We start from the raw sequence: 18,800 nt of genomic DNA, 5'->3' as shown, positions 1-18,800 counted from the left end.
GACGCCTATGTTGTCACCTTTGTCAGGCTAACGAAGGTATGACCACAGGCAAGAGAATAGAAAAGACTCATTATACCGGAGTATTGCTATGTTGACTGATCTCCGCAGCGATGAAAGTAAAAAGCGCGCAGCGATAAACCTGCTTAAGAGCCACGATGAGGTTCGGGACGAGGCGTTAAAAAAATATACACTTCTGGCCTGTCAGCTACTCGATATGCCGATGTGCTTTGTTTCCGTTCTGGATGATGAAAAACAGTACATTAAATCAGCCCAGAATATGACGGTGACGGAAACGAACCTCGGCGAAGCGTTTTGCACAAATACGCTGGAACAGGGCGAAACGTATATTTGCCCGGATACCCACCGGCATCCAGATTTCAAAACTTACGACGCCATTACGGAGGCGCCTTTTGTTCGTTTTTATGCCGGTTGCCCGCTCAAAACGCAGGATGGGGTCGCAGTAGGGACATTGTGCCTTTTAGATACTCAACCGCGCACTCTGTCCGGCGAGCAGATCAATATTTTTGAACAGCTGGCCGGGTTAGTGTCGGGCTTTCTGGCGTCCTGGCATAACGTCGGATATATCGACATTGTGACACTCTTGCCGAACCGGCAGCGGATGCTTAAAGATATCTCTGTGTCAAAAGAGAGCACGTTTAAACTCGTCATCATTGACTGTATCGACATGCCGTTTGCGTACGAAATGGCGCGGTCATTGGGCATGACCGTCGTGGAAAATTTATTGCGCGACATGGCGGTGCAGCTTCAGGCCCGGCTGCAACTGACCGAACAACTTTACGCCGTGGCAGTGGGGCGGTTTGCCTATTTCACCCATGATAAAGAGAATTCGGCCCTCGAAAATGTCGCCCAGCGCTTACGGGGGATACAGGCCAAAATCAGCCCTGAGGTTCCGCTGGATTTGGATATTCATATCGGCGATTCAGGGTGTTGTGATAACGCTATGACGCCGGGTGAAATTCTGCGTCGCGCTGTTAGTGCTTTGCATGAAGCAATAAGTCACGGGCACCGGTATATGACCTACGATGAGGTGCTGGATAACCGGAAGAAAAATGATTTCAGCCTGCTCACGGGTTTGAGAGAGGCACTCCACGAAGACCGGGGATTGTATCTGGTTTATCAGCCGAAAGTTTCTTTGCTGAACGGTCAGATTACGGGCGTCGAAGCGCTTCTGCGCTGGAAACACGCGACGCACGGTGAGGTTTTGCCCGGGTTGTTTATCCCGCTGGTGGAGCGGACCAGTCTGATGCGGGAACTCACGGGGTGGGTGATTGATCATGCTATCGCCCAGTTAGGCCAGTGGCGCAGTCAGGGTATTTCTCTGCCTGTTTCTATTAATCTGGCCGCCAGCGATTTTTCGCGGCCAGATTTTGCGGATGAACTCGACCATAAAATGCGAAACGCCGGACTCACTCCCGCGTTACTCGGTGTGGAATGTCTGGAAACGGAGAAAATGCTGGAAAGCCCGGCGGCTCTCAACGGGCTTGAAATGCTGAAGTTACGCGGATTCAAAATATCACTGGATGACTTTGGTTCGGGCTACAGCAATATCAATTATCTGCGTCAGATCCCTATGGACATCATTAAACTTGACCGTTCGATTGTCAGTAAGATTGCCAGCGATAAAGCCAGCCGCATCATTGTGCGCAACGTTGTCAGGTTACTTAAGCAACTTGATTATGTGGTGCTGGCCGAAGGTGTGGAAGATGACAAAACGGTAGAGATATTACGTGCACTGGGCTGTGACGAAGTGCAGGGATATGTTTATGCCAGGCCGATGAGAGCAGGGGATTTGGAAGTCTGGTATCACGACAGAAATAAGAGTCAGTCTTAATGCGAAAGCAAAACGCCCGCTTAAGTTTCCTTAAGCGGGCGTCTCTAATTTGGCTCCTCTGACTGGACTCGAACCAGTGACATACGGATTAACAGTCCGCCGTTCTACCGACTGAACTACAGAGGAATCGTTGGAACGGGGCGAATAATAGCGACTGGCTGTGGGCATGTCAAAGGGTTAACGCAAAAACTTGTCTGAGTGCTCTCTTAATATCCAACTTGTTGACTCTTAAGACAAAGCGATTAAATCCTCTCCCTTTTTTACTTCTTTTCTCAGCTTACCGGAAAGCGTTTGCACTAAAAACAACCACAAGTTGCCTGATTGTTGTGCGGTGGTTGCGCGCAAGCAGCGTTTTACAAATTGCTAAGCACGTTCTTTGCCACTTTCTGTTCATTAAAACGTCATATTTTCCGATCTGCTCCACAAATTTCACACATTTGTGGGAGTTGGCACACCCCGTGCATTGTTATTTTACTAACAGCGGCTAGTTTTTTGACAATGAAGCAACAAAAACAGCAACAGGGGATTAACCGATGCAGCCAGCGCAGGATGTGATTGAACAAATCGAAGCGTCATTCTCCGCGCAAACGCCGACAGGAAAGCGCATTGCCGGGTATCTGCTGGCGAATCTGGCGCAAATTCCTTTCGAAACTGCCGACAGCATTGCGCGCAGCGCGGCGACCAGCGGCATTTCTGTCGGGCGTTATCTGCGCAGTCTGGGCTATCGCAACCTGGATGATTTCAAACAAACGCTGCGCCTGCAAAGCGGCTCGTCTTATCAGCCCTGGGTGGTGACCGATCGCCTTGGCGCTTACCGCGAACGCAGCAAACAGCCGCAGCAGGAAAAGCTGCAACAGTCACTGGCGCTCGAGCTCGAAGCCATTAATCACGTGTATCAGCTGGCGCAGACCGACAGTTTTGCCCAGGTCAGCCGCCGTCTGGCAGAGGCTGACGCGGTGTTTATTCTCGGCATTCAGTCGGTGCGCGGTATCGCCAATAATTTTGCGAGCTATCTCGAATATCTTCGCCCGAAAGTCTATTTCGCCGACGGGCTTTCCGGCACTTACGTGGAATCGCTCAATTCGGAATTCGCGCAGCCTTATCTGGTGGTGACCGATACCCGCGCTTACTCGAAAATGGCGCAAACCTATTGTGAAGCGGCCTGCGAACGCGGGCTGAACGTGGCGCTGATCACCGACATTTACTGTCCGTGGGCGCGCGATTATCCGGTTGATTTATTGCAGGTGAAAACGGATACCGGTCAGTTCTGGGATTCGATGGCGCCGCTCAGCTGCCTCTTCAACCTGCTGTGTTCTTCAGTGCTGGAACTGCGCGGGAACGATGTAGAACAGCGGCTGGCCAACAACCGGATTTTGCAGAAACAGCTCGGACAATTTGAATCGTAATTTTCTACCACCTGCGGACAGAGTTTATTGATGAACACAAAAATACCCGACGTTGCCCTGATTGACCTGGCGGAAAGCCTGCCTGACGCGGTGATCGACCTGAAATATGCCACCGCCGATAACCTGACCGGTCAGCCGATTTATCGCGAAGCGCGCTGTTTGTTACATCCCGATGCGGCGGCTGCGCTGGTGCGCTGCAATGAGGTCGCGAAGCTGGCGGGATTCCGGTTGAAAATCTACGACGCCTACCGGCCGCAGGCCGCGCAGGCCTGTTTATGGGCGGCATTTCCGAATCCGGATTACGTCGTGGATATCAAACTTGGTTCGCACCACAGCCGCGGCGTGGCGGTGGATCTGACCTTGCTGGATGAGCGGGGAGACGTGGTGGATATGGGCGCGGGATTTGATGAAATGACCGAAGTTTCGCATCCGTTTTATCCCGACTTACCGCCAGAAATTCAGCGTAACCGTTTGTTGCTCAATGCCGTGATGGCGGCGGGCGGCTTTAAGGGTATCACCAGCGAGTGGTGGCACTTTGAATTACCGGATGCCAAAACGTATCCGTTGTTGGAGGAGCGGTTCGGCTGTTATCCGCCGGTGAATGCCGCGTAATCATTGCACGTCTCTTCTCACTTTTTGACAGAGCCAGGAGTTCTATGATGAGCAACACAGCAATTAACACGTTCCGCAAAAATACGAAAACGCAGGTCGCCGGTGCCATTTTTCTCGCCCTGTCAGGTTTGAGTTTTGCCACGCAGGCCGCCGTTCCGAAAGACATGCTGGTGATTGGTAAAGCGGCAGATCCGCAAACGCTGGATCCGGCGGTGACCATCGACAATAACGACTGGACGGTTACGTATCCGGCGTATCAGCGTCTGGTGCAGTATAAAACCGAAAACGGCAAAGGCTCAACGCAGGTAGAAGGCGACCTGGCGGCAAGCTGGACGGCGTCGCCGGATCAGCTGGTCTGGACATTTAAACTCAAACCGGGCGCGAAATTTGATGATGGTTCCGACGTCAATGCCGATGCGGTGAAATGGTCGTTTGAGCGCCTGATGAAAATTGCGCAGGGGCCGTCGGAAGCCTTTCCAAAAGACATGGCGGTGACGGTGGTGGATCCCCTGACCGTCACGTTCACGCTGAAAACGCCGTTCGCGCCGTTCCTGTATACGCTGGCTAATGACGGCGCGGGCATTGTGAATCCGGCGATTGCTAAAGCCAATCCGGCTGATGAAGGCAAAGCCTGGCTGGCCGGTCATACTGCCGGTTCCGGCCCGTATAAACTGGATCGCTGGCAGAAAGGTCAGCAACTGGTGCTGGTGCCGAACCCGCATTTCAGCGGCGAAAAACCGGCTTTTAAACGCGTCACGGTTAAGATTATTGGTGAGAGCGCCACACGCCGTCTGCAACTGTCGCGCGGCGATCTGGACATTGCTGATTCCCTGCCGATGGACCAGCTGGCGGCGCTGAAAAAAGAAGACAAAGTCGCGGTGGAAGAATTCCCGTCGCTGCGCGTGACGTATCTGTATCTCAATAACGCCAAAACGCCGCTTAACCAGGTGGATTTGCGCCGCGCGATTTCTTCTGCGGTGGATTATCAGGGCATGGTGAAGGGCATTCTCGGCGGTAATGCTAAACAGATGCGCGGGCCAATCCCGGATGGCATGTGGAGTTTTGACCCGACGGCCAAACAATACACTCTGGATCTGGCGCAGGCGAAAGCCGATCTGGGCAAAGTGAAAGACAAATCTCAGACGCTGGATTTCCTTTATTCCGATAACGATCCGAACTGGGAATCCATCGCGCTTGCCGTACAGGCCAGCCTCGGTCAGGCCGGGATCAACGTGAAGCTGGAAAAACTGGCGAACGCCACCATGCGCGACCGTATCGGGCAGGGCGATTACGACATTTCGATAGGTAACTGGAGCCCGGATTTCGCCGACCCGTACATGTTCATGAACTACTGGTTCGAGTCCGACAAAAAAGGGCTGCCGGGCAACCGTTCGTTTTATTCCAATCCTGACGTCGATGCGCTGCTGAAAAAAGCCGTGTCAGTCACTGACCAGAAACAGCGCACGGACTATTACCAGCAGGCGCAGAAAATCGTCATCGACGAAGCGGCGTATGTCTATCTGTTCCAGAAAAATTATCAGGTCGCGATGAACAAAGACGTCAAAGGCTTTGTTTTCAACCCGATGCTTGAGCAGGTCTTTAACGTTGCGCAAATGAGCAAACAATAAATCCCCGTCATACTTCGAACCGCAGGTGCGTTGGCTGCGCTCAGTCGCCCCGGTCACAGGGTTCATCCCTGTTCCCGGGGACTTGTGAGCTGGCCGCCTTCCTGCAGCTCGGATTATTTAGGGCATTTGACCGGAGATATTATGACTTTCTGGACTCTGATCCGTCAGCGATGCTGGGGTTTGATACTGGTGATGGCGGGCGTTTGCGTCATCACTTTTATCATCTCGCACATGATCCCCGGCGATCCGGCGCGTCTTCTGGCGGGCGACCGTGCCAGCAACGAAATGGTCGAACATATCCGTGAGCAACTCGGGCTGAACCAGCCTTTGTATGTGCAGTTTTTCCGTTACGTGAGCGACCTGTTACACGGTGATTTAGGGACGTCGATCCGCACCGGCAGACCGGTGCTCGACGATCTCAAGGCTTTCTTCCCCGCCACGCTGGAACTGGCCGTCAGCGCGCTGTTTCTGGCCATCGTGCTCGGCATTCCGCTGGGCGTGTTGTCAGCGGTATATCGCAATAAATTTCCGGATCACCTGGTGCGTCTGCTTTCCGTACTGGGAATTTCTACGCCAGCGTTCTGGCTGGGACTGGGTGTCATCATCCTGTTCTATGGTCATCTGAACCTGCTGCCGGGCGGTGGAAGACTGGATGACTGGATGGATCCGCCCGTAAATATCACCGGCTTTTATGTCCTCGATTCGCTGCTGACCGGCAACTGGGACGCCTTCTGGAACAGTTTGCAACATCTGGCGATGCCAGCGCTGACGCTGGCGTTCGTCCACATGGGCATTGTGGCGCGGCAAATCCGCTCGGCGATGCTGGAGCAACTGAGTGAGGATTACATCCGCACGGCGCGCGCTAACGGGCTGTCGCGCTGGCGCGTGATCCTCAGCCACGCGTTGCCGAATGCGCTGATCCCGTCCGTGACCGTACTCGGGCTGGCGATGGGTGATTTGCTTTACGGCGCAGTGCTGACCGAAACGGTTTTTGCCTGGCCGGGTATGGGCGCGTATGTGGTGAGTTCGATTCAGGCGCTGGATTTCCCGGCGGTGATGGGCTTTGCGGTGGTGGTGTCGTTTGCTTACGTCATCGTCAATTTGTGCGTGGATTTGCTGTATGTGTGGATTGACCCGCGCATTGGCCGGGAGGGGTGAGTGAATGTCTGTGATTGAACCTGGCGTGAATAACCACCGTGCGGGTATTGTGCCGCCGGACGTCAAACCGCGCTTCGCCACCTGGCGGCGGACTTTCCATCTGCTGAGCCGCAGCCCGCTGACGATGCTCGGGCTGGCGATCATGCTCATTGTCCTGTTTATCATGATTTTTTCGCCGTGGCTGGTGCCGCACGATCCGAACGCCATCAGCCTGACCGACCGCTTACAGGCACCGTCTGCTGCGCACTGGTTTGGCACCGATGAAGTCGGGCGCGACCTGTTCAGCCGCGTGCTGATCGGCAGCCAGCAGTCGGTCGCCGCCGGGCTGGCAGTGGTGATCATTGCGGGCACCATTGGCTCACTGTTGGGCTGTTTTTCCGGCGTGGTTGGCGGAGTCGTCGATGCGCTGATCATGCGCTGCATGGACATCATGCTGTCGGTGCCGTCGCTGGTCTTAACGATGGCGCTCGCGGCGGCGCTCGGGCCAAGTCTGTTCAACGCGATGCTGGCGATTGCCGTGGTGCGCATTCCGTTTTACGTCCGGCTGGCGCGCGGACAGACGCTGATGCTGCGCCATCAGGCGTACATGCAGGCCACGCGAACGTTTGGCGCGTCGCGCTGGCATCTGATCACCTGGCACGTATTGCGAAACGTGATGCCGCCGCTGGTGGTGCAGGCGTCACTGGATATCGGCACCTCGATTCTGATGGCGGCGACGCTCGGCTTTATCGGCCTTGGCGCGCAACAACCGACGGCAGAATGGGGGGCGATGGTATCGAATGGCCGTAATTATATTCTCGACCAGTGGTGGTATTCGGCCTTCCCCGGCGTGGCGATCCTGATCACCGCCACCGGTTTTAACCTGTTCGGTGACGGTCTGCGCGACCTGCTCGATCCGAAAAGCAGAGGGCGCTGAAATGGCTGATCAAAACAACGCGCCGGTTCTGGAAATCGACAATCTGCAACTGGTCTTTCCGGTTTACGGCGGCGAAGTGAAAGCGCTGAATCAGGTATCGCTGTCGGTCAGTGCCGGAGAAATTGTCGGCGTGGTCGGTGAATCCGGTTCCGGTAAATCGGTCACAGCGATGATGGCGATGCGCCTGTTACCCCCTGATGGTTTTACCGTCACCGGCGGCGAATTACGCATGCTCGGCACCGACGTGGTTCATGCCAGCGAAGAACAGATGCGTAAGCTGCGCGGTGCGCGGGTGGCGATGATTTTTCAGGAACCGATGAATGCGCTGAACCCGACGCGCAAAATCGGGCGACAGATGTGTGAGGTTATCTGTCTGCACCAGAAGATCAGCAAAGCGCAGGCCTGGAAAAAAGCCACCGGCCTGCTGGAAGATATGCAAATTGCCGACGCGGAGCAGGTGATGTCGCGTTATCCGTTCGAACTTTCCGGCGGTATGCGCCAGCGCGTGCTGATCGCAATGGCGTTTTCCTGTGAACCGGAACTGATTATCGCCGACGAACCGACCACCGCGCTGGATGTTACCGTGCAGCGTCAGGTTCTGCGTTTACTCCAGCGCAAAGCCCGCGCCAGCGGCACAGCAGTGTTATTTATCACTCACGATATGGCGGTGGTGTCGCAGCTTTGCGACCGCGTTTACGTGATGTACGCCGGGCATGTGATTGAAAGCGGCAACACGACAGACGTGATCGACTCGCCGTCGCACCCGTATTCCATCGGCCTGTTGCAGGCCGCGCCGGAAAATGGCGAACCGCGCAGCCTGCTGAAAGCCATTCCCGGCACGGTGCCGAACCTGTCAAAACTGCCGCAGGGCTGTGCGTTTCGGGGACGCTGTAATCACGCCGATGACCGCTGCACCCAAACGCCGGGGCTCGCGCCGTTGCCGCAATTTCCGCGTCAGTCGGTGGCCTGCTGGCACCCGCAAATTCCCATCCAACGCACAGAGGAGCTTTCCTGATGATTGCCGAAGCGTTAGTCGAACTCCAGGATGTCCGCGTGCGTTTCCCCGCCAGTTTTAACTGGCGCGGTAAACCGACCGGTTACGTCCATGCGCTCAACGGACTGGATCTGAATATCATCCGCGGTGAAACGCTGGGGATAGTCGGTGAGTCCGGTTGCGGTAAAAGCACGCTGGCTCAGTTGCTGATGGGGTTGCAAAAGCCGAGCAGCGGAGAAATTCACCGTGCGCGTCATGATAATTCCTGGTTCGGTTCCGGCATGCAAATGGTGTTTCAGGATCCGCAATCGTCGCTTGATCCGCGTCTGCCAGTCTGGCGGATTATCACCGAACCGGTGTTTGTGCAGAAACACAACAGCAGCCGCGAACGCCGTGAACTCGCCGCCACACTGGCGGAGCAGGTCGGCATCCGCAAAGAATACCTCGACCGTCTGCCGCATGAATTTTCCGGCGGTCAGCGCCAGCGTATTTCCATCGCCCGCGCGTTGTCCTCAGAGCCGGATATCATTGTGCTCGACGAACCCACCTCGGCGCTGGATATTTCCGTGCAGGCGCAAATCCTCAATTTGCTGGTGGAATTGCAACGACAGCGCAATCTGACGTATGTGCTGATTTCTCACAATGTGTCGGTGGTTCGTCACATGAGCGACCGCGTGGCGGTGATGTATCTCGGGCAAATCGTAGAGCTGGGCGCGGCGGAAAAAGTGCTGACAGCACCACAGCATCCTTACACCCGCCTGCTGCTTGATTCCGTTCCCCGTGCCGGACGGCTATTAGATGACGGCGTCGTCGATAAAAAAGGGGAATTACCGAGCAACCGGAACCTGCCGATGGGATGCTATTTTCGCGAACGCTGTCCGCTGGCAGGTGACGGCTGCCAGCTGCCGCAGGAGCTTGTCTGCGGGGCAGGGGGTGTGGTGGCGAGATGTCATCGGGTTATGCCGGAGCGGGCATAAAGGCGCTTTTTTTATCATTTCCAGGTCAAGGTCAAGACCTTGGGTTGCCACCCACTCTGGCCTTAAGGTCAAAGTCGTGGGCGTCGGCCCACACCGACTTGGGGGCGGCCTGTCGCCGCCACCCCCCAAGACCCCCCGGGCTCTTTTACTGCGCGCTGTCGCAGGCACGACGGACATGTTCCGGCGCATTAGCGGGTGGCGCAAATCCAGGTGCTTCGCACTGCCTTCTCTCGGTCTTCGAGCCTATGGTCTCGAAGCCGCTCCGTTCAGCTGAATTTTGAGCACGCCAATCAACCTTTTTAAAAGATGAAAAACAGTCTGCCGTTGATTTTAAGATCGTGCGGGCGATTCAGAAATCTTGCTGAACGGAGCGGCCTGGAGACCAAAGGCTCCAGGACCGGGAGAAGGAACCGCGCAGCGGCAAGATTTCCAGCCTGTCGCTGCGGTACCTGAAATATAGCCAGCGAGCAGAGCGCGCAGTAAAAGAGCCGGAGATTCTTAAGAGGCGCGGCGATAGGCGCCTCTTGAGGCCAGTTTGGGTGGCAACCCAAGGTCTTGACCTTAGGGCCAGTTTGAGTGGCAACCCAAAGTCTTGATTTTGATGTTAAGTCGTCACGATGTACGACCCGACATCAACAGATCCACGGTCCTCTCCCACTCGAACGGCTCCAGATCCGAATACCGGATCCCCTTTTCGGCCAGCGAATCCACCAGCTCTTGCTGGGCCAGCACCGTACCGGAACTCATATTGGGCGCGACACCCACATCCGCGAGCGTTTTCACGACTTCGCGCATTTCCTCGGCGCGGCGCTTGCCGTGTTCCGCAATCCGGCTGATCAGATAATGCGGTAACTGTGCATTCCAGCCGAGTGACGGGAAGCTGGCGTGCAGCGAGGCCAGCACTTCTTTTTCGACGCCGTACTGACGCGCAGCGCTCAGGCATTCGGCGGTCAGGGCTTCGAGGCCTTTGATCATCACACTGCGGCACATTTTAATGGCGGACGCTTCTCCGACAGTGGTGCTGTGTACTTTGCTGTTAAAGCCGTTTTCGTTCAGCCATTCGCTGATGGCGTACGCCTGCTTGCCGCCCAGCAGCAGCGGAGTTTTCAATCGGGCAGGCGGATAAGGTGCCATCACCGCGACGTCGATATAATTGCCGCCAGCCTGTTCAATTAACGCCATCGCCTCGTGTTTGGTGTGCGGTGAAACGGAATTCAGATCGAGAAAAAACGGGCCGGGGGCGAGATGACCGGCGACGGCTACAGCCACATTCAGCGCTTCGGCGGCGGTGACGGCGGAAAATATAATCTGACTGTCCTTAACCGCATCTGCTGCTGACGATGCAAAGCTCACTCCTGCCGCGCGGGCGCGCTGCCGGATGCCTGCGGAACCGGTCTGCTTATCGAATGCCACAATATCCAGCGCCGGATTAAGCTTTTTCAAATCTGTCGCCAGGATGGTACCGACCTCACCGAGGCCAATTAAGGTAATGCGCGTAACATTATTCATGATGATTCTCCTGACGCCCGTCCCAGACGCTGGCGGGGATCGCAACACGTCCTTCGAAAATCAGACGGGCGGTGCGTAACAGACCACAACCTGTGAGGCGTTCAGCGCCGGTTTTTGCCGGATCAAGCTGTAATTCCACGCTGAATTCGCCGGTCGGATGTTCGACGCTGATTAACGGCGTGTCGCCTGAAGGCGTATGCGCCAGTCCTTCGGTGATGCTGCCTGGGATCAGGCAGGCGCTGGCGACGCTGACCGCGCCGAGTACGCCAATCGAGGCGTGGCAGCGGTGCGGAATGAACGTCCGGCTGGATATTGCGCCGCCGTTTCGAGGTTCGGCGATGAGTGTCATTTTAGGCACTGTACGCTGCGTCACATCGCCGAGATTCATTTTCGGCCCCGCCTGTAAGCGGATCGACTCAAGGCGTTTTTTCAGTTCTGCATCGGTATCCAGCTGTTCGCGGGTTTCATAACCCGTGCGCCCGAAATCTGCCGCGCGCAGCAGAATAACCGGCATGCCGTTGTCGATACAGGTGACGTCGATTCCGTCGAATGTGTCGCGGGCGTGGCCGGTCGGCAGCAATGCGCCGCAGCTGGAACCGGCGATTTCGGCAAATTCCACACTGATTTTTGCCGCCGTTCCCGGTACGCCGTCGATGTGCAAATCGCCCTGATAACAAACCTGACCGTCTTCTACCGGGACATGCGCCGTGGCAATCTGACCGGTGTTTTCCATATAAATACGCACCGGCGTGATGCCGTTTCGGGCGGCAATCAGATTCCGTTCGAGGGCGAACGGGCCGACGGCGGCCAGAATATTGCCGCAGTTCTGGCCGTAGTCCACCACGGCTCTGTCCACGTTAACCTGCGCAAACAGGTAATCGACATCGGCGTCAGAGCGGTCAGAGGGGCGGATAATAGCCACTTTGCTGGTCAGCGGATCGGCGCCGCCAAGACCATCTATCTGGCGCGGATCGGGAGAACCCATCACCGCCAGCAGCACGCGGTCGCGCAGCTTTTCATTTTGCGGCAAATCATCCGCCAGAAAAAACGCGCCTTTCGAGGTTCCGCCGCGCATCAGCAGGCAGGGAATTCGGGTCTGCGGCATATCGGCTCCTCAGCGTTTTTCGGCTTGTTCTAATTCTTCAGTGGAATCGAAATATTTCAGCCCTTTTTCAGCCAGACGCGGACGCATATTGTAGATATCCAGCCCGAGTTCGCCGTCGGCCATTCTTGCGCGTTTACTCTCTTCCAGCGCTTCGCGCTCCCGGCTGGCCTGCACGACATGGGCGACTTCTTCACGGCGGACGACTGCCACGCCGTCATCATCGGCGACGACAGCATCGCCCGGATACACCAGCTGTCCGGCGCAGACCACTGGCACGTTCACCGAACCCAGCGTTTCCTTGATGGTGCCCTGTGCATGAACTGCCCGCGACCAGACGCGAAATCCCATATCACGCAGCGTTTTGGTGTCACGCACACCGAGATCTGCCACCAGCCCGACCACGCCACGCGCTTTCAGCGACGTGGCCAGCAGATCGCCAAAGAACCCGTCAGAGCAGGGCGATGTCGGCGCAACCACCAGAATGTCGCCCGGCTGACATTGTTCGACAGCCACATGGAACATCCAGTTATCGCCCGGTGCGGTGAGCACGGTGACAGCGCTGCCGGAAATCGCACAATCCTGCTGAATAGGGCGGATGCCCGCATCCAGCAGCCCCTTGCGGCCCTGCGCTTCATGCACGGTTGCGACACCGAAAGCCGCAAGTGCCGAAACGTCGCCTTTATTTGCCCGTGGAATATGGCGAACCACGACGCCTTTTTTACCGACCAGACTCATGCTAAATCCTCCGTCACGCGCGGGAAAATGCTCTGATAACCCTCGCCGTAAACGATGTTTTTGGTGCTGGTGATACCGACGTTGCGCTTGGCCTGCACGCCGCGCTGCTGGGCGACGCGGGTGTAGTATTCCCACAAGTGTTCCTGACCGGCCATGCACTGAATCGCCTGATATTTTTTGTCCCAGACGTCGGTGATATCGAGCAGTACGTCAGGTTTCCATTCACACTGTTCCGGCTGATGCGGCTCGAAACAGTAAACCGGCGGTGCGCCGACGATGGTTTCGCCGGGCTTATAACCTTCGGCCTGGGCGATAATTCGGGCTTCCTGCGCCAGATGTGTCGCCATCGGATGATCGTAGTTGTACGGGTCTTTCAGGGAATGGGTCAGGACGAAATGCGGCTGCACGCGGCGGTAAACATCGGCCAGACGGAACAGCGATTCTTTGTCAGCGCGCAGCGGGTAATCGCCCATATCAAAAAACTCGACGGTGGCGCCGAGGATTTCAGCCGCGGCCATCGCTTCTTCGCGTCGCGACGCTTTCACAATCTCTTCGTTCATATTGCCTTTGCGCCACAGTTTGGCGGATTCGCCTCGCTCGCCGAAAGACAGGCAAACGATGTGAACGGCGTAACCGGCCTGCGTATGTTTCGCGATGGCACCGCCTGCGCGCCAGACGAAATCGGCGGAGTGGGCGCTGACGACTAATGCACTTTTGCTTTCATCTTTTTTTGGCTGAGTCATGACTATGTCCTGGGTTTAGGGTGAGCTGATTGCCTGAGTTCCATGCTGTCAGTCCGTGCCTGCGGCGGGTAATTCATTTGATTGCAGGGGGTATGCGTTTTATTTATATTGCTGAGGGATGTCACGAAAAAAAGCCTGACGGGAGAAGGGGATGGCACAAGACGAGATGCTGAGTAACCTGATGCAAATACGCGCTTTTTGTCAGGTGGTCGATCAGGGAAGTGTATCGCGTGCAGCCGATGAGCTTTACCGCACGCAGTCGGCGGTGACGAGGGCGATCCGCGATCTGGAACAGGCTCTCGACGTGCCTTTGTTTGAACGTCATGCCAACGGAATGCTGCTCACCGATTTTGGTAAATGCGTGCTGCCGCGTGCGCGCCGGGCGATTGCCGAATTGCGGCTGATCCCGTCGCAGCTGGCGAAATTACACGGCAAAGCCGGGCAAACGCGCAGTGAAACCGAACCGCTGTATTTGTTTAATGTCCGGCGCCTGCAAATTTTCATTTCACTGTGTAAAACGCGGCATATGCAGACGGTCGCCACGCTGCTCGGGCTGAGCCAGCCTGCGGTCAGCGCGGCGTTGAAGGTGCTGGAAAACGGTGCAGGTCAGGCGCTTCTGGAACGCACGCCGCACGGTATGATGCCGTCGCTGGCCGGGCAGGATATCGTGCCGAATTTGCGCCGTGCGCTCAACGAACTGCGGCATATTCCCGCCGATATCGCCGCCCGTCGTGGCGTGCTGGAAGGCACGGTGCAGGTCGGCGCACTGCCGCTCGGGCGCACACGTTTGCTGCCACAAGCGATCATCGGGCTGACACAGCGTTACGGTGGCGTCAAGGTGATCACCAATGAAAGCGCGTTCAGCGCGCTGGCGTCCGAGCTGCGTTCGGGCGAAGTGGATTTTATCTTCGGCGCGCTGCGTTCGAGCGATTATGCAGCGGATATGGTGACGGAAACGCTGTTCACCGAAAGCATGGTCATTCTGGCGCGAAAAGGGCATCCGCTGCTCAGCGAACCGGTAACGCAGGAACATCTGCGTACCGCGCGCTGGGTCTTGCCGCGGGCAGAAACCCCGGCGCGGCGGTTACTGGATAACAGCTTTACCGCGATGGAAATCCCGCCGCCCGATCCGGTGGTGGAAAGCGGCGATCTGGGCATTGTGCGCGGCTTGCTGCTCGGTTCAGATATGCTGGCCGCCGTTTCCGCCCGCCAGCTGGAACACGAACTGGAAAGCGGCGAGCTGATAAAACTGCCGCTGGATCTGGCCGACACGCATCGCGCCATCGGCCTGACTTTCCGCGCAGGAAGCCTGCTTTCCCCCGCCGCACAAGCGCTGGTGAAGGAAATACGGCAGGTTTGCAGCTCATCACTCACCCAATAAACAGGCCATACTGTTGATCAAACGGGTAGAAAAGGATCCTTCAACGTTAGAAAGGCTCGCCAATCTGAACTGATTAAAAGTGCATGCAAGGGGAAGAGAACGTTTTCAAAGGATTGCAGATTTGCATAGCTTACGGCCGCTTTCAGAAAGCTTGCTGAATGAGTATTTCGAGACCGAAAGGCCCGAACACCGAAATGAAGGCACCGCGCAGTAAAAAGACGCGGAGAGTCAAAAGAGGCCCCGTCCTGGGTCTCTTTTGTCGATTTAGGCGCAAGGAGTTATGTGATCACAGTTACTGAAAACCGAAACTTTCCCGATCATCTGCCCGCCCTCACGGCGAGTGAAAAACCGTGCCCGTTCCGGTCTAAACGGAAATCTTCCTGACGGTTTGCCCGGATACAGTTTCCTGCCCGTTCGGTCCGTAGAATTTTTGTGTCTGGCTGGCGTTGAGAATAGCCAAAGCCTCGGTGTTGTAAGCAATTTGTTTGCCCAGCAACATGCCGTTGTGACGATTGATCTGACTCAGCTTGGTGGTCAGTTGCACCACCTCTTTCCACATCGCGGCGATTTCCGGCTGACGGGAGTAGGGGGCACTTTGTTTCAGACGTTCGTCATGCTGACGACGCTGTTTATCAAGATAGTCTACCGTAGCGAGCAATGAGCTCTTTTGCTCGGTGATATGCTGCAGGGCCGCTCCGTTCACGCGGCCTGAGCACAGTATCGTTTGTTCGTGATTAATCACTTGATCCAGCGCTTGCAACGTTTCAACCAAGGTAGTCATGGACTTGATAAAATTCTTCATCGGGCCTTATTACCTTCCAACTTTTTCGTCTCCGAGCCGGGTCTGCGGCTTAAAAACCTTTGAGATAATCCTGCGTGTCCTTCAACAGAGCATCAGCAATTTTGCCGGTATCCATGGTCAGTTTGCCATCACGGATAGCTTGTTTCAGTTCGTCGACACGTGCCGTATTGATGTCCTGTGCACTTGACTGAGTCAGAGACGTTTGCGCTGAGCTCAGGGTCACCGCCGTACCGCTGGTGGTGGTACCAGAAACAGTGTCTTCTTTGCGCGTATTCTGAACAGAAGCTTCAGAAGGATCACGCTGCTGGATCGAAGTTAAAGGTGAAACACCTTGAGTACGATCGATAGCCATATAAATATTCTCCGGTAAGGGTATTCAGGGCCTTTAATGTGACGCAAACCCTAAAAATGCCGTCGTGGGACGACTCTGATACGTTTGTTATCGACATGTGGCGAAATAACTTTAGCCTTAATTGCAGCTTTTTCTACAAATACGGTTGCAATTCAACCTAAATTGTCACTGTCACAGACCCATCTGAGCCCACTGTCCCGTTCACAATTACGCCTGACGGCATTCTTATCCGCACGGATTCATTTGCTGCTGCGTTGTTCATTGCCTTACCGGCGCTGGATACGTTAAAACCACTGCCTGTCGCCTGTACCTGCACTTCCTGACCCGCATGCACCATCCACGGACGGCGAAGCATCGACAACGTTAACGGCTGACCGATGTTGATATTGCGCAGCGTAACGCCGTTAATCGCCTGATTACTGTCAAGAATCGCTTTCGGCGGCAGGAGATCCAGACGCCCGTTCCTGGCTTCCAGATCCGTTTGCGCCAGATGCGCTCCCGCAGGCACATTTTTCGCCGCAACCCAGTAAGTTCCGCTCACCTGAACCTTGGTCTGCACATAAATTTTCTGCCCGTTACAGTTCACCGCCACCGAGACATTTCCCCAGGTGCGGCTGTTAGACGAAAGCATAAATTGTGGCGATAAACACTGCGGCTGACGCGCGGCGGGTGTCATCACCACCACTTTCACCTGCATTCCGCTGTCGGCATATTGCTGACGGAAGAACTGCTGGAGCTGCGAGGTCAGTAGTGTATCGCTATTGGCCGACGCAGGCACGCTTTTGGCCGGCGCATTTTGTGCAAAGCTGGTCCCGCCGGATGTCAGACCCAGAAGAATGCAGCCCAGCGTGATGCTTAAACGTCGGAGTTCCAGCCTGTTCATACGCGATTTACCTTTGTGCCCGATGTGTCGGCGAAAAGTCTACTGGGGACAAGTCTACCCTCAGTTTGCAATTCCTAAAGGGACAAATAGCGGACGATTTTGCGCTTATTCAGACGATAGGTTGTTGACACCCGCATTTATGCTGTCGACTCCAAAATCTCACTTTGCGGAGGGCGCATGCTCGACAAATTGAACGCCGCACTACAGTTCCAACAGGAAGCGCTCAACCTGCGCGCCCAGCGGCAAGAAATACTTTCAGCCAATATCGCCAACGCCGATACCCCGGGGTATCAGGCGCGCGATATCGATTTCGCCAGTCAGTTGCAGAAAGTGATGGAGCAGGGCCGCGCGAGTGAAAGCGGCATGTCTTTGTCACTGACGTCTGACCGCCACATCGCGGCGTCAAACGTTTCGCCCGCTGACATGGATTTGATGTACCGGATCCCTGATCAACCGTCGGCAGACGGTAACACGGTCGATATGGACCGTGAACGTACCAACTTTGCGGATAACAGCGTGCGCTATCAGACCGATTTGACCGTCCTTGGCGGCCAAATTAAAGGGATGATGTCGGTGCTGCAAGGATAAAACCTATGTCGATGCTCGGTATTTTTGATATCGCCGGTTCTGCGCTTGCCGCGCAGTCTCAGCGTCTGAACGTCAGCGCCAGTAACATGGCTAACGCCGACAGTGTGACCGGCCCGGATGGTCAGCCTTACAAGGCTAAACAGGTCGTGTTTCAGGTGAACGCGGCGCCGGGGCAGGAAACCGGCGGCGTGAAAGTGGCGCAGATCGTTGATGATCCGGCGCCGGTGCGCATGGTGTACGAGCCCGGTAATCCGATGGCGGATGCGAAAGGGTATGTGCAGATGCCAAACGTAGATGTGGTCAGCGAAATGGTCAACACCATCTCCGCTTCCCGCAGTTATCAGGCCAACGTCGAGGTGCTCAACACCACTAAGTCGTTGATGATGAAAACTCTCACTCTGGGGCAATAGCGGAGCGAAATATGTCTATAACGACGTCGATTAATGACACCACTGATAACACAACGATCACCAGTACCGGCTCCAGCACGTCCACAACCGGAACCAGCTCGGCCGATGATCTCTCCAGTAGTTTCCTGACCTTGCTGGTCGCTCAGCTGAAAAACCAGGATCCCACCAATCCGATGGATAACAGCCAGCTCACCAGCCAGCTGGCACAAATCAGCACCGTGAGCGGGATTGAAAAACTCAACACCACGCTGGGCGGCATCTCCGGGCAAATCTCCAGCGGCACTTCCGTTCAGGCCAGTTCCCTGATTGGCCACGGCGTGATGGTCTCCGGCAGCGCGATCCTGGTGGGCAAAGACACCGACGGCACGGTCAGTACCACACCCTTCGGCTTCGAGCTGGAAACCGCGGCAAGCAGCGTCACCGCCACCGTCAGCGATTCCACCGGCAAAGTGGTGAAAACCCTCAGCCTGGGGTCTCAGACAGCGGGCGTTCACAGCTACACCTGGGACGGCACGCAGGACGATGGCACTGCTGCACCGGATGGCAGCTACACCTTCAGCATCAATGCCCTGAACAACAGTCAGCAAATGGTGGCAACACCGCTGAACTATGCGCTGGTCAATGGTGTAACCAAAGATTCATCCGGGAATACCGCGTTGGATCTGGGCGTGCGCGGAACCGCAACTGTCGATTCTGTACGCCAGATTTTGTAAGAGAGTCACTCAGACCGCTCCCTCCCCTGCGAAGGG

At 55.9% G+C, this 18,800-nt stretch carries 19 protein-coding genes and 1 tRNA gene; 12 read left to right on the top strand and 8 right to left on the bottom strand.

Translation table 11 applies throughout. From position 1 onward, the window contains the following. Positions 1-88 precede the first annotated feature (88 nt). On the top strand, positions 89-1,852 hold the full coding sequence (locus tag GW579_RS05450; RefSeq protein WP_165057956.1) for a sensor domain-containing phosphodiesterase: 1,764 nt from the start codon (positions 89-91) through the stop codon (positions 1,850-1,852). A 50-nt stretch (positions 1,853-1,902) separates the two neighbouring features. On the opposite strand, the gene GW579_RS05445 is transcribed toward GW579_RS05450, so the two are convergent. Beyond that, positions 1,903-1,978 (bottom strand) — tRNA-Asn (locus GW579_RS05445). A gap of 407 nt (positions 1,979-2,385) precedes the next feature. On the opposite strand from GW579_RS05445, the gene GW579_RS05440 reads away from it, so the two are divergent. From GW579_RS05440 to GW579_RS05410, 7 genes are all read left to right on the top strand, one after another. Continuing rightward, on the top strand, positions 2,386-3,258 hold the full coding sequence (locus GW579_RS05440) for a MurR/RpiR family transcriptional regulator (RefSeq protein WP_152326898.1): 873 nt from the start codon (positions 2,386-2,388) through the stop codon (positions 3,256-3,258). Positions 3,259-3,288: 30 nt separating this feature from the next. After that, on the top strand, positions 3,289-3,870 hold the full coding sequence (ddpX, locus tag GW579_RS05435; protein ID WP_165057954.1) for a D-alanyl-D-alanine dipeptidase: 582 nt from the start codon (positions 3,289-3,291) through the stop codon (positions 3,868-3,870). A gap of 44 nt (positions 3,871-3,914) precedes the next feature. Continuing rightward, the gene (locus GW579_RS05430; protein ID WP_206738759.1) at positions 3,915-5,498 is read left to right on the top strand and encodes an ABC transporter substrate-binding protein; all 1,584 of its coding nucleotides are present in this window, start codon (positions 3,915-3,917) and stop codon (positions 5,496-5,498) included. A 141-nt stretch (positions 5,499-5,639) separates the two neighbouring features. After that, entirely contained in the window at positions 5,640-6,656 is a 1,017-nt protein-coding gene (locus GW579_RS05425) for an ABC transporter permease (RefSeq protein WP_165057952.1), read from the top strand. 4 nt (positions 6,657-6,660) lie between these two features. Then, entirely contained in the window at positions 6,661-7,572 is a 912-nt protein-coding gene (ddpC, locus tag GW579_RS05420; RefSeq protein WP_152326901.1) for a D,D-dipeptide ABC transporter permease, read from the top strand. Position 7,573: 1 nt separating this feature from the next. Beyond that, positions 7,574-8,587 carry an ABC transporter ATP-binding protein gene (locus GW579_RS05415; protein WP_165057950.1) on the top strand — a complete coding sequence of 338 codons (1,014 nt, stop codon included), beginning with the start codon at positions 7,574-7,576 and terminating at the stop codon, positions 8,585-8,587. Beyond that, a complete protein-coding gene (locus GW579_RS05410; RefSeq protein WP_165057948.1) occupies positions 8,587-9,543 on the top strand; it encodes an oligopeptide/dipeptide ABC transporter ATP-binding protein in 957 nt (318 codons plus the stop codon). Before GW579_RS05415 ends, GW579_RS05410 begins: the two co-directional genes overlap by 1 nt. Positions 9,544-10,155: 612 nt before the next feature. Here the strand turns inward: GW579_RS05410 and GW579_RS05405 are convergent. The 4 genes from GW579_RS05405 to galB are packed head-to-tail and all read right to left on the bottom strand — an operon-like array spanning position 10,156 to position 13,635. Further along, positions 10,156-11,052 (bottom strand): NAD(P)-dependent oxidoreductase, encoded by an 897-nt coding sequence (locus GW579_RS05405; protein ID WP_165057946.1) that lies wholly within the window; start codon positions 11,050-11,052, stop codon positions 10,156-10,158. Continuing rightward, positions 11,045-12,157, bottom strand: a complete 1,113-nt coding sequence (locus GW579_RS05400) for a 4-oxalomesaconate tautomerase (protein WP_165057944.1) — start codon at positions 12,155-12,157, stop codon at positions 11,045-11,047. Before GW579_RS05400 ends, GW579_RS05405 begins: the two co-directional genes overlap by 8 nt. 9 nt (positions 12,158-12,166) lie before the next feature. After that, the gene (locus GW579_RS05395) at positions 12,167-12,892 is read right to left on the bottom strand and encodes a 4-carboxy-4-hydroxy-2-oxoadipate aldolase/oxaloacetate decarboxylase (protein WP_165057942.1); all 726 of its coding nucleotides are present in this window, start codon (positions 12,890-12,892) and stop codon (positions 12,167-12,169) included. Beyond that, positions 12,889-13,635: a 4-oxalmesaconate hydratase gene (gene galB / locus GW579_RS05390; RefSeq protein ID WP_165057940.1), complete on the bottom strand. Its 747-nt coding sequence runs from the start codon at positions 13,633-13,635 to the stop codon at positions 12,889-12,891. The genes GW579_RS05395 and galB overlap by 4 nt, the downstream gene beginning before the upstream one ends. A gap of 151 nt (positions 13,636-13,786) precedes the next feature. Between galB and GW579_RS05385 the strand changes: the two genes are divergently transcribed. Then, positions 13,787-15,016 (top strand): LysR family transcriptional regulator, encoded by a 1,230-nt coding sequence (locus GW579_RS05385; RefSeq protein ID WP_165057938.1) that lies wholly within the window; start codon positions 13,787-13,789, stop codon positions 15,014-15,016. 364 nt (positions 15,017-15,380) lie between these two features. Here GW579_RS05385 and GW579_RS05380 read toward each other — a convergent pair whose 3' ends face one another. The 3 genes from GW579_RS05380 to flgA form a co-directional block, all read right to left on the bottom strand. Beyond that, entirely contained in the window at positions 15,381-15,818 is a 438-nt protein-coding gene (locus GW579_RS05380) for a flagella synthesis protein FlgN (protein WP_152326910.1), read from the bottom strand. A gap of 49 nt (positions 15,819-15,867) precedes the next feature. Further along, positions 15,868-16,170 (bottom strand): flagellar biosynthesis anti-sigma factor FlgM, encoded by a 303-nt coding sequence (gene flgM / locus GW579_RS05375; RefSeq protein WP_152326911.1) that lies wholly within the window; start codon positions 16,168-16,170, stop codon positions 15,868-15,870. Positions 16,171-16,327: 157 nt separating this feature from the next. Beyond that, the gene (flgA, locus tag GW579_RS05370) at positions 16,328-17,053 is read right to left on the bottom strand and encodes a flagellar basal body P-ring formation chaperone FlgA (protein ID WP_165057936.1); all 726 of its coding nucleotides are present in this window, start codon (positions 17,051-17,053) and stop codon (positions 16,328-16,330) included. A 177-nt stretch (positions 17,054-17,230) separates the two neighbouring features. Between flgA and flgB the strand changes: the two genes are divergently transcribed. The 3 genes from flgB to flgD are packed head-to-tail and all read left to right on the top strand — an operon-like array spanning position 17,231 to position 18,764. After that, a complete protein-coding gene (flgB, locus tag GW579_RS05365; protein WP_104922288.1) occupies positions 17,231-17,641 on the top strand; it encodes a flagellar basal body rod protein FlgB in 411 nt (136 codons plus the stop codon). Between the two features lie 5 nt (positions 17,642-17,646). Next, a complete protein-coding gene (gene flgC, locus GW579_RS05360) occupies positions 17,647-18,051 on the top strand; it encodes a flagellar basal body rod protein FlgC (protein WP_152326913.1) in 405 nt (134 codons plus the stop codon). 11 nt (positions 18,052-18,062) lie between these two features. After that, complete coding sequence (flgD, locus tag GW579_RS05355; protein ID WP_152326914.1) at positions 18,063-18,764, top strand: flagellar hook assembly protein FlgD; 702 nt, start codon at positions 18,063-18,065, stop codon at positions 18,762-18,764. Positions 18,765-18,800 lie beyond the last annotated feature (36 nt).

The organism is Rahnella contaminans, assembly GCF_011065485.1.
Classification (GTDB): domain Bacteria; phylum Pseudomonadota; class Gammaproteobacteria; order Enterobacterales; family Enterobacteriaceae; genus Rahnella; species Rahnella contaminans.
The sequence above is the reverse complement of the archived record's forward strand: the minus strand, read 5'-3'. Positions and strand labels throughout refer to the sequence as shown.

What these genes read in the sequence shown, in the direction of transcription:
- GW579_RS05450 (WP_165057956.1), top strand. Translation starts at nt 89, where the DNA reads ATGTTGACTGATCTCCGCAGCGATGAAAGTAAAAAGCGCGCAGCGATA.
- GW579_RS05440 (WP_152326898.1), top strand. Translation starts at nt 2,386, where the DNA reads ATGCAGCCAGCGCAGGATGTGATTGAACAAATCGAAGCGTCATTCTCC.
- ddpX (WP_165057954.1), top strand. Translation starts at nt 3,289, where the DNA reads ATGAACACAAAAATACCCGACGTTGCCCTGATTGACCTGGCGGAAAGC.
- GW579_RS05430 (WP_206738759.1), top strand. Translation starts at nt 3,915, where the DNA reads ATGATGAGCAACACAGCAATTAACACGTTCCGCAAAAATACGAAAACG.
- GW579_RS05425 (WP_165057952.1), top strand. Translation starts at nt 5,640, where the DNA reads ATGACTTTCTGGACTCTGATCCGTCAGCGATGCTGGGGTTTGATACTG.
- ddpC (WP_152326901.1), top strand. Translation starts at nt 6,661, where the DNA reads ATGTCTGTGATTGAACCTGGCGTGAATAACCACCGTGCGGGTATTGTG.
- GW579_RS05415 (WP_165057950.1), top strand. Translation starts at nt 7,574, where the DNA reads ATGGCTGATCAAAACAACGCGCCGGTTCTGGAAATCGACAATCTGCAA.
- GW579_RS05410 (WP_165057948.1), top strand. Translation starts at nt 8,587, where the DNA reads ATGATTGCCGAAGCGTTAGTCGAACTCCAGGATGTCCGCGTGCGTTTC.
- GW579_RS05405 (WP_165057946.1), bottom strand. Translation starts at nt 11,052, where the DNA reads ATGAATAATGTTACGCGCATTACCTTAATTGGCCTCGGTGAGGTCGGT.
- GW579_RS05400 (WP_165057944.1), bottom strand. Translation starts at nt 12,157, where the DNA reads ATGCCGCAGACCCGAATTCCCTGCCTGCTGATGCGCGGCGGAACCTCG.
- GW579_RS05395 (WP_165057942.1), bottom strand. Translation starts at nt 12,892, where the DNA reads ATGAGTCTGGTCGGTAAAAAAGGCGTCGTGGTTCGCCATATTCCACGG.
- galB (WP_165057940.1), bottom strand. Translation starts at nt 13,635, where the DNA reads ATGACTCAGCCAAAAAAAGATGAAAGCAAAAGTGCATTAGTCGTCAGC.
- GW579_RS05385 (WP_165057938.1), top strand. Translation starts at nt 13,787, where the DNA reads ATGGCACAAGACGAGATGCTGAGTAACCTGATGCAAATACGCGCTTTT.
- GW579_RS05380 (WP_152326910.1), bottom strand. Translation starts at nt 15,818, where the DNA reads ATGAAGAATTTTATCAAGTCCATGACTACCTTGGTTGAAACGTTGCAA.
- flgM (WP_152326911.1), bottom strand. Translation starts at nt 16,170, where the DNA reads ATGGCTATCGATCGTACTCAAGGTGTTTCACCTTTAACTTCGATCCAG.
- flgA (WP_165057936.1), bottom strand. Translation starts at nt 17,053, where the DNA reads ATGAACAGGCTGGAACTCCGACGTTTAAGCATCACGCTGGGCTGCATT.
- flgB (WP_104922288.1), top strand. Translation starts at nt 17,231, where the DNA reads ATGCTCGACAAATTGAACGCCGCACTACAGTTCCAACAGGAAGCGCTC.
- flgC (WP_152326913.1), top strand. Translation starts at nt 17,647, where the DNA reads ATGTCGATGCTCGGTATTTTTGATATCGCCGGTTCTGCGCTTGCCGCG.
- flgD (WP_152326914.1), top strand. Translation starts at nt 18,063, where the DNA reads ATGTCTATAACGACGTCGATTAATGACACCACTGATAACACAACGATC.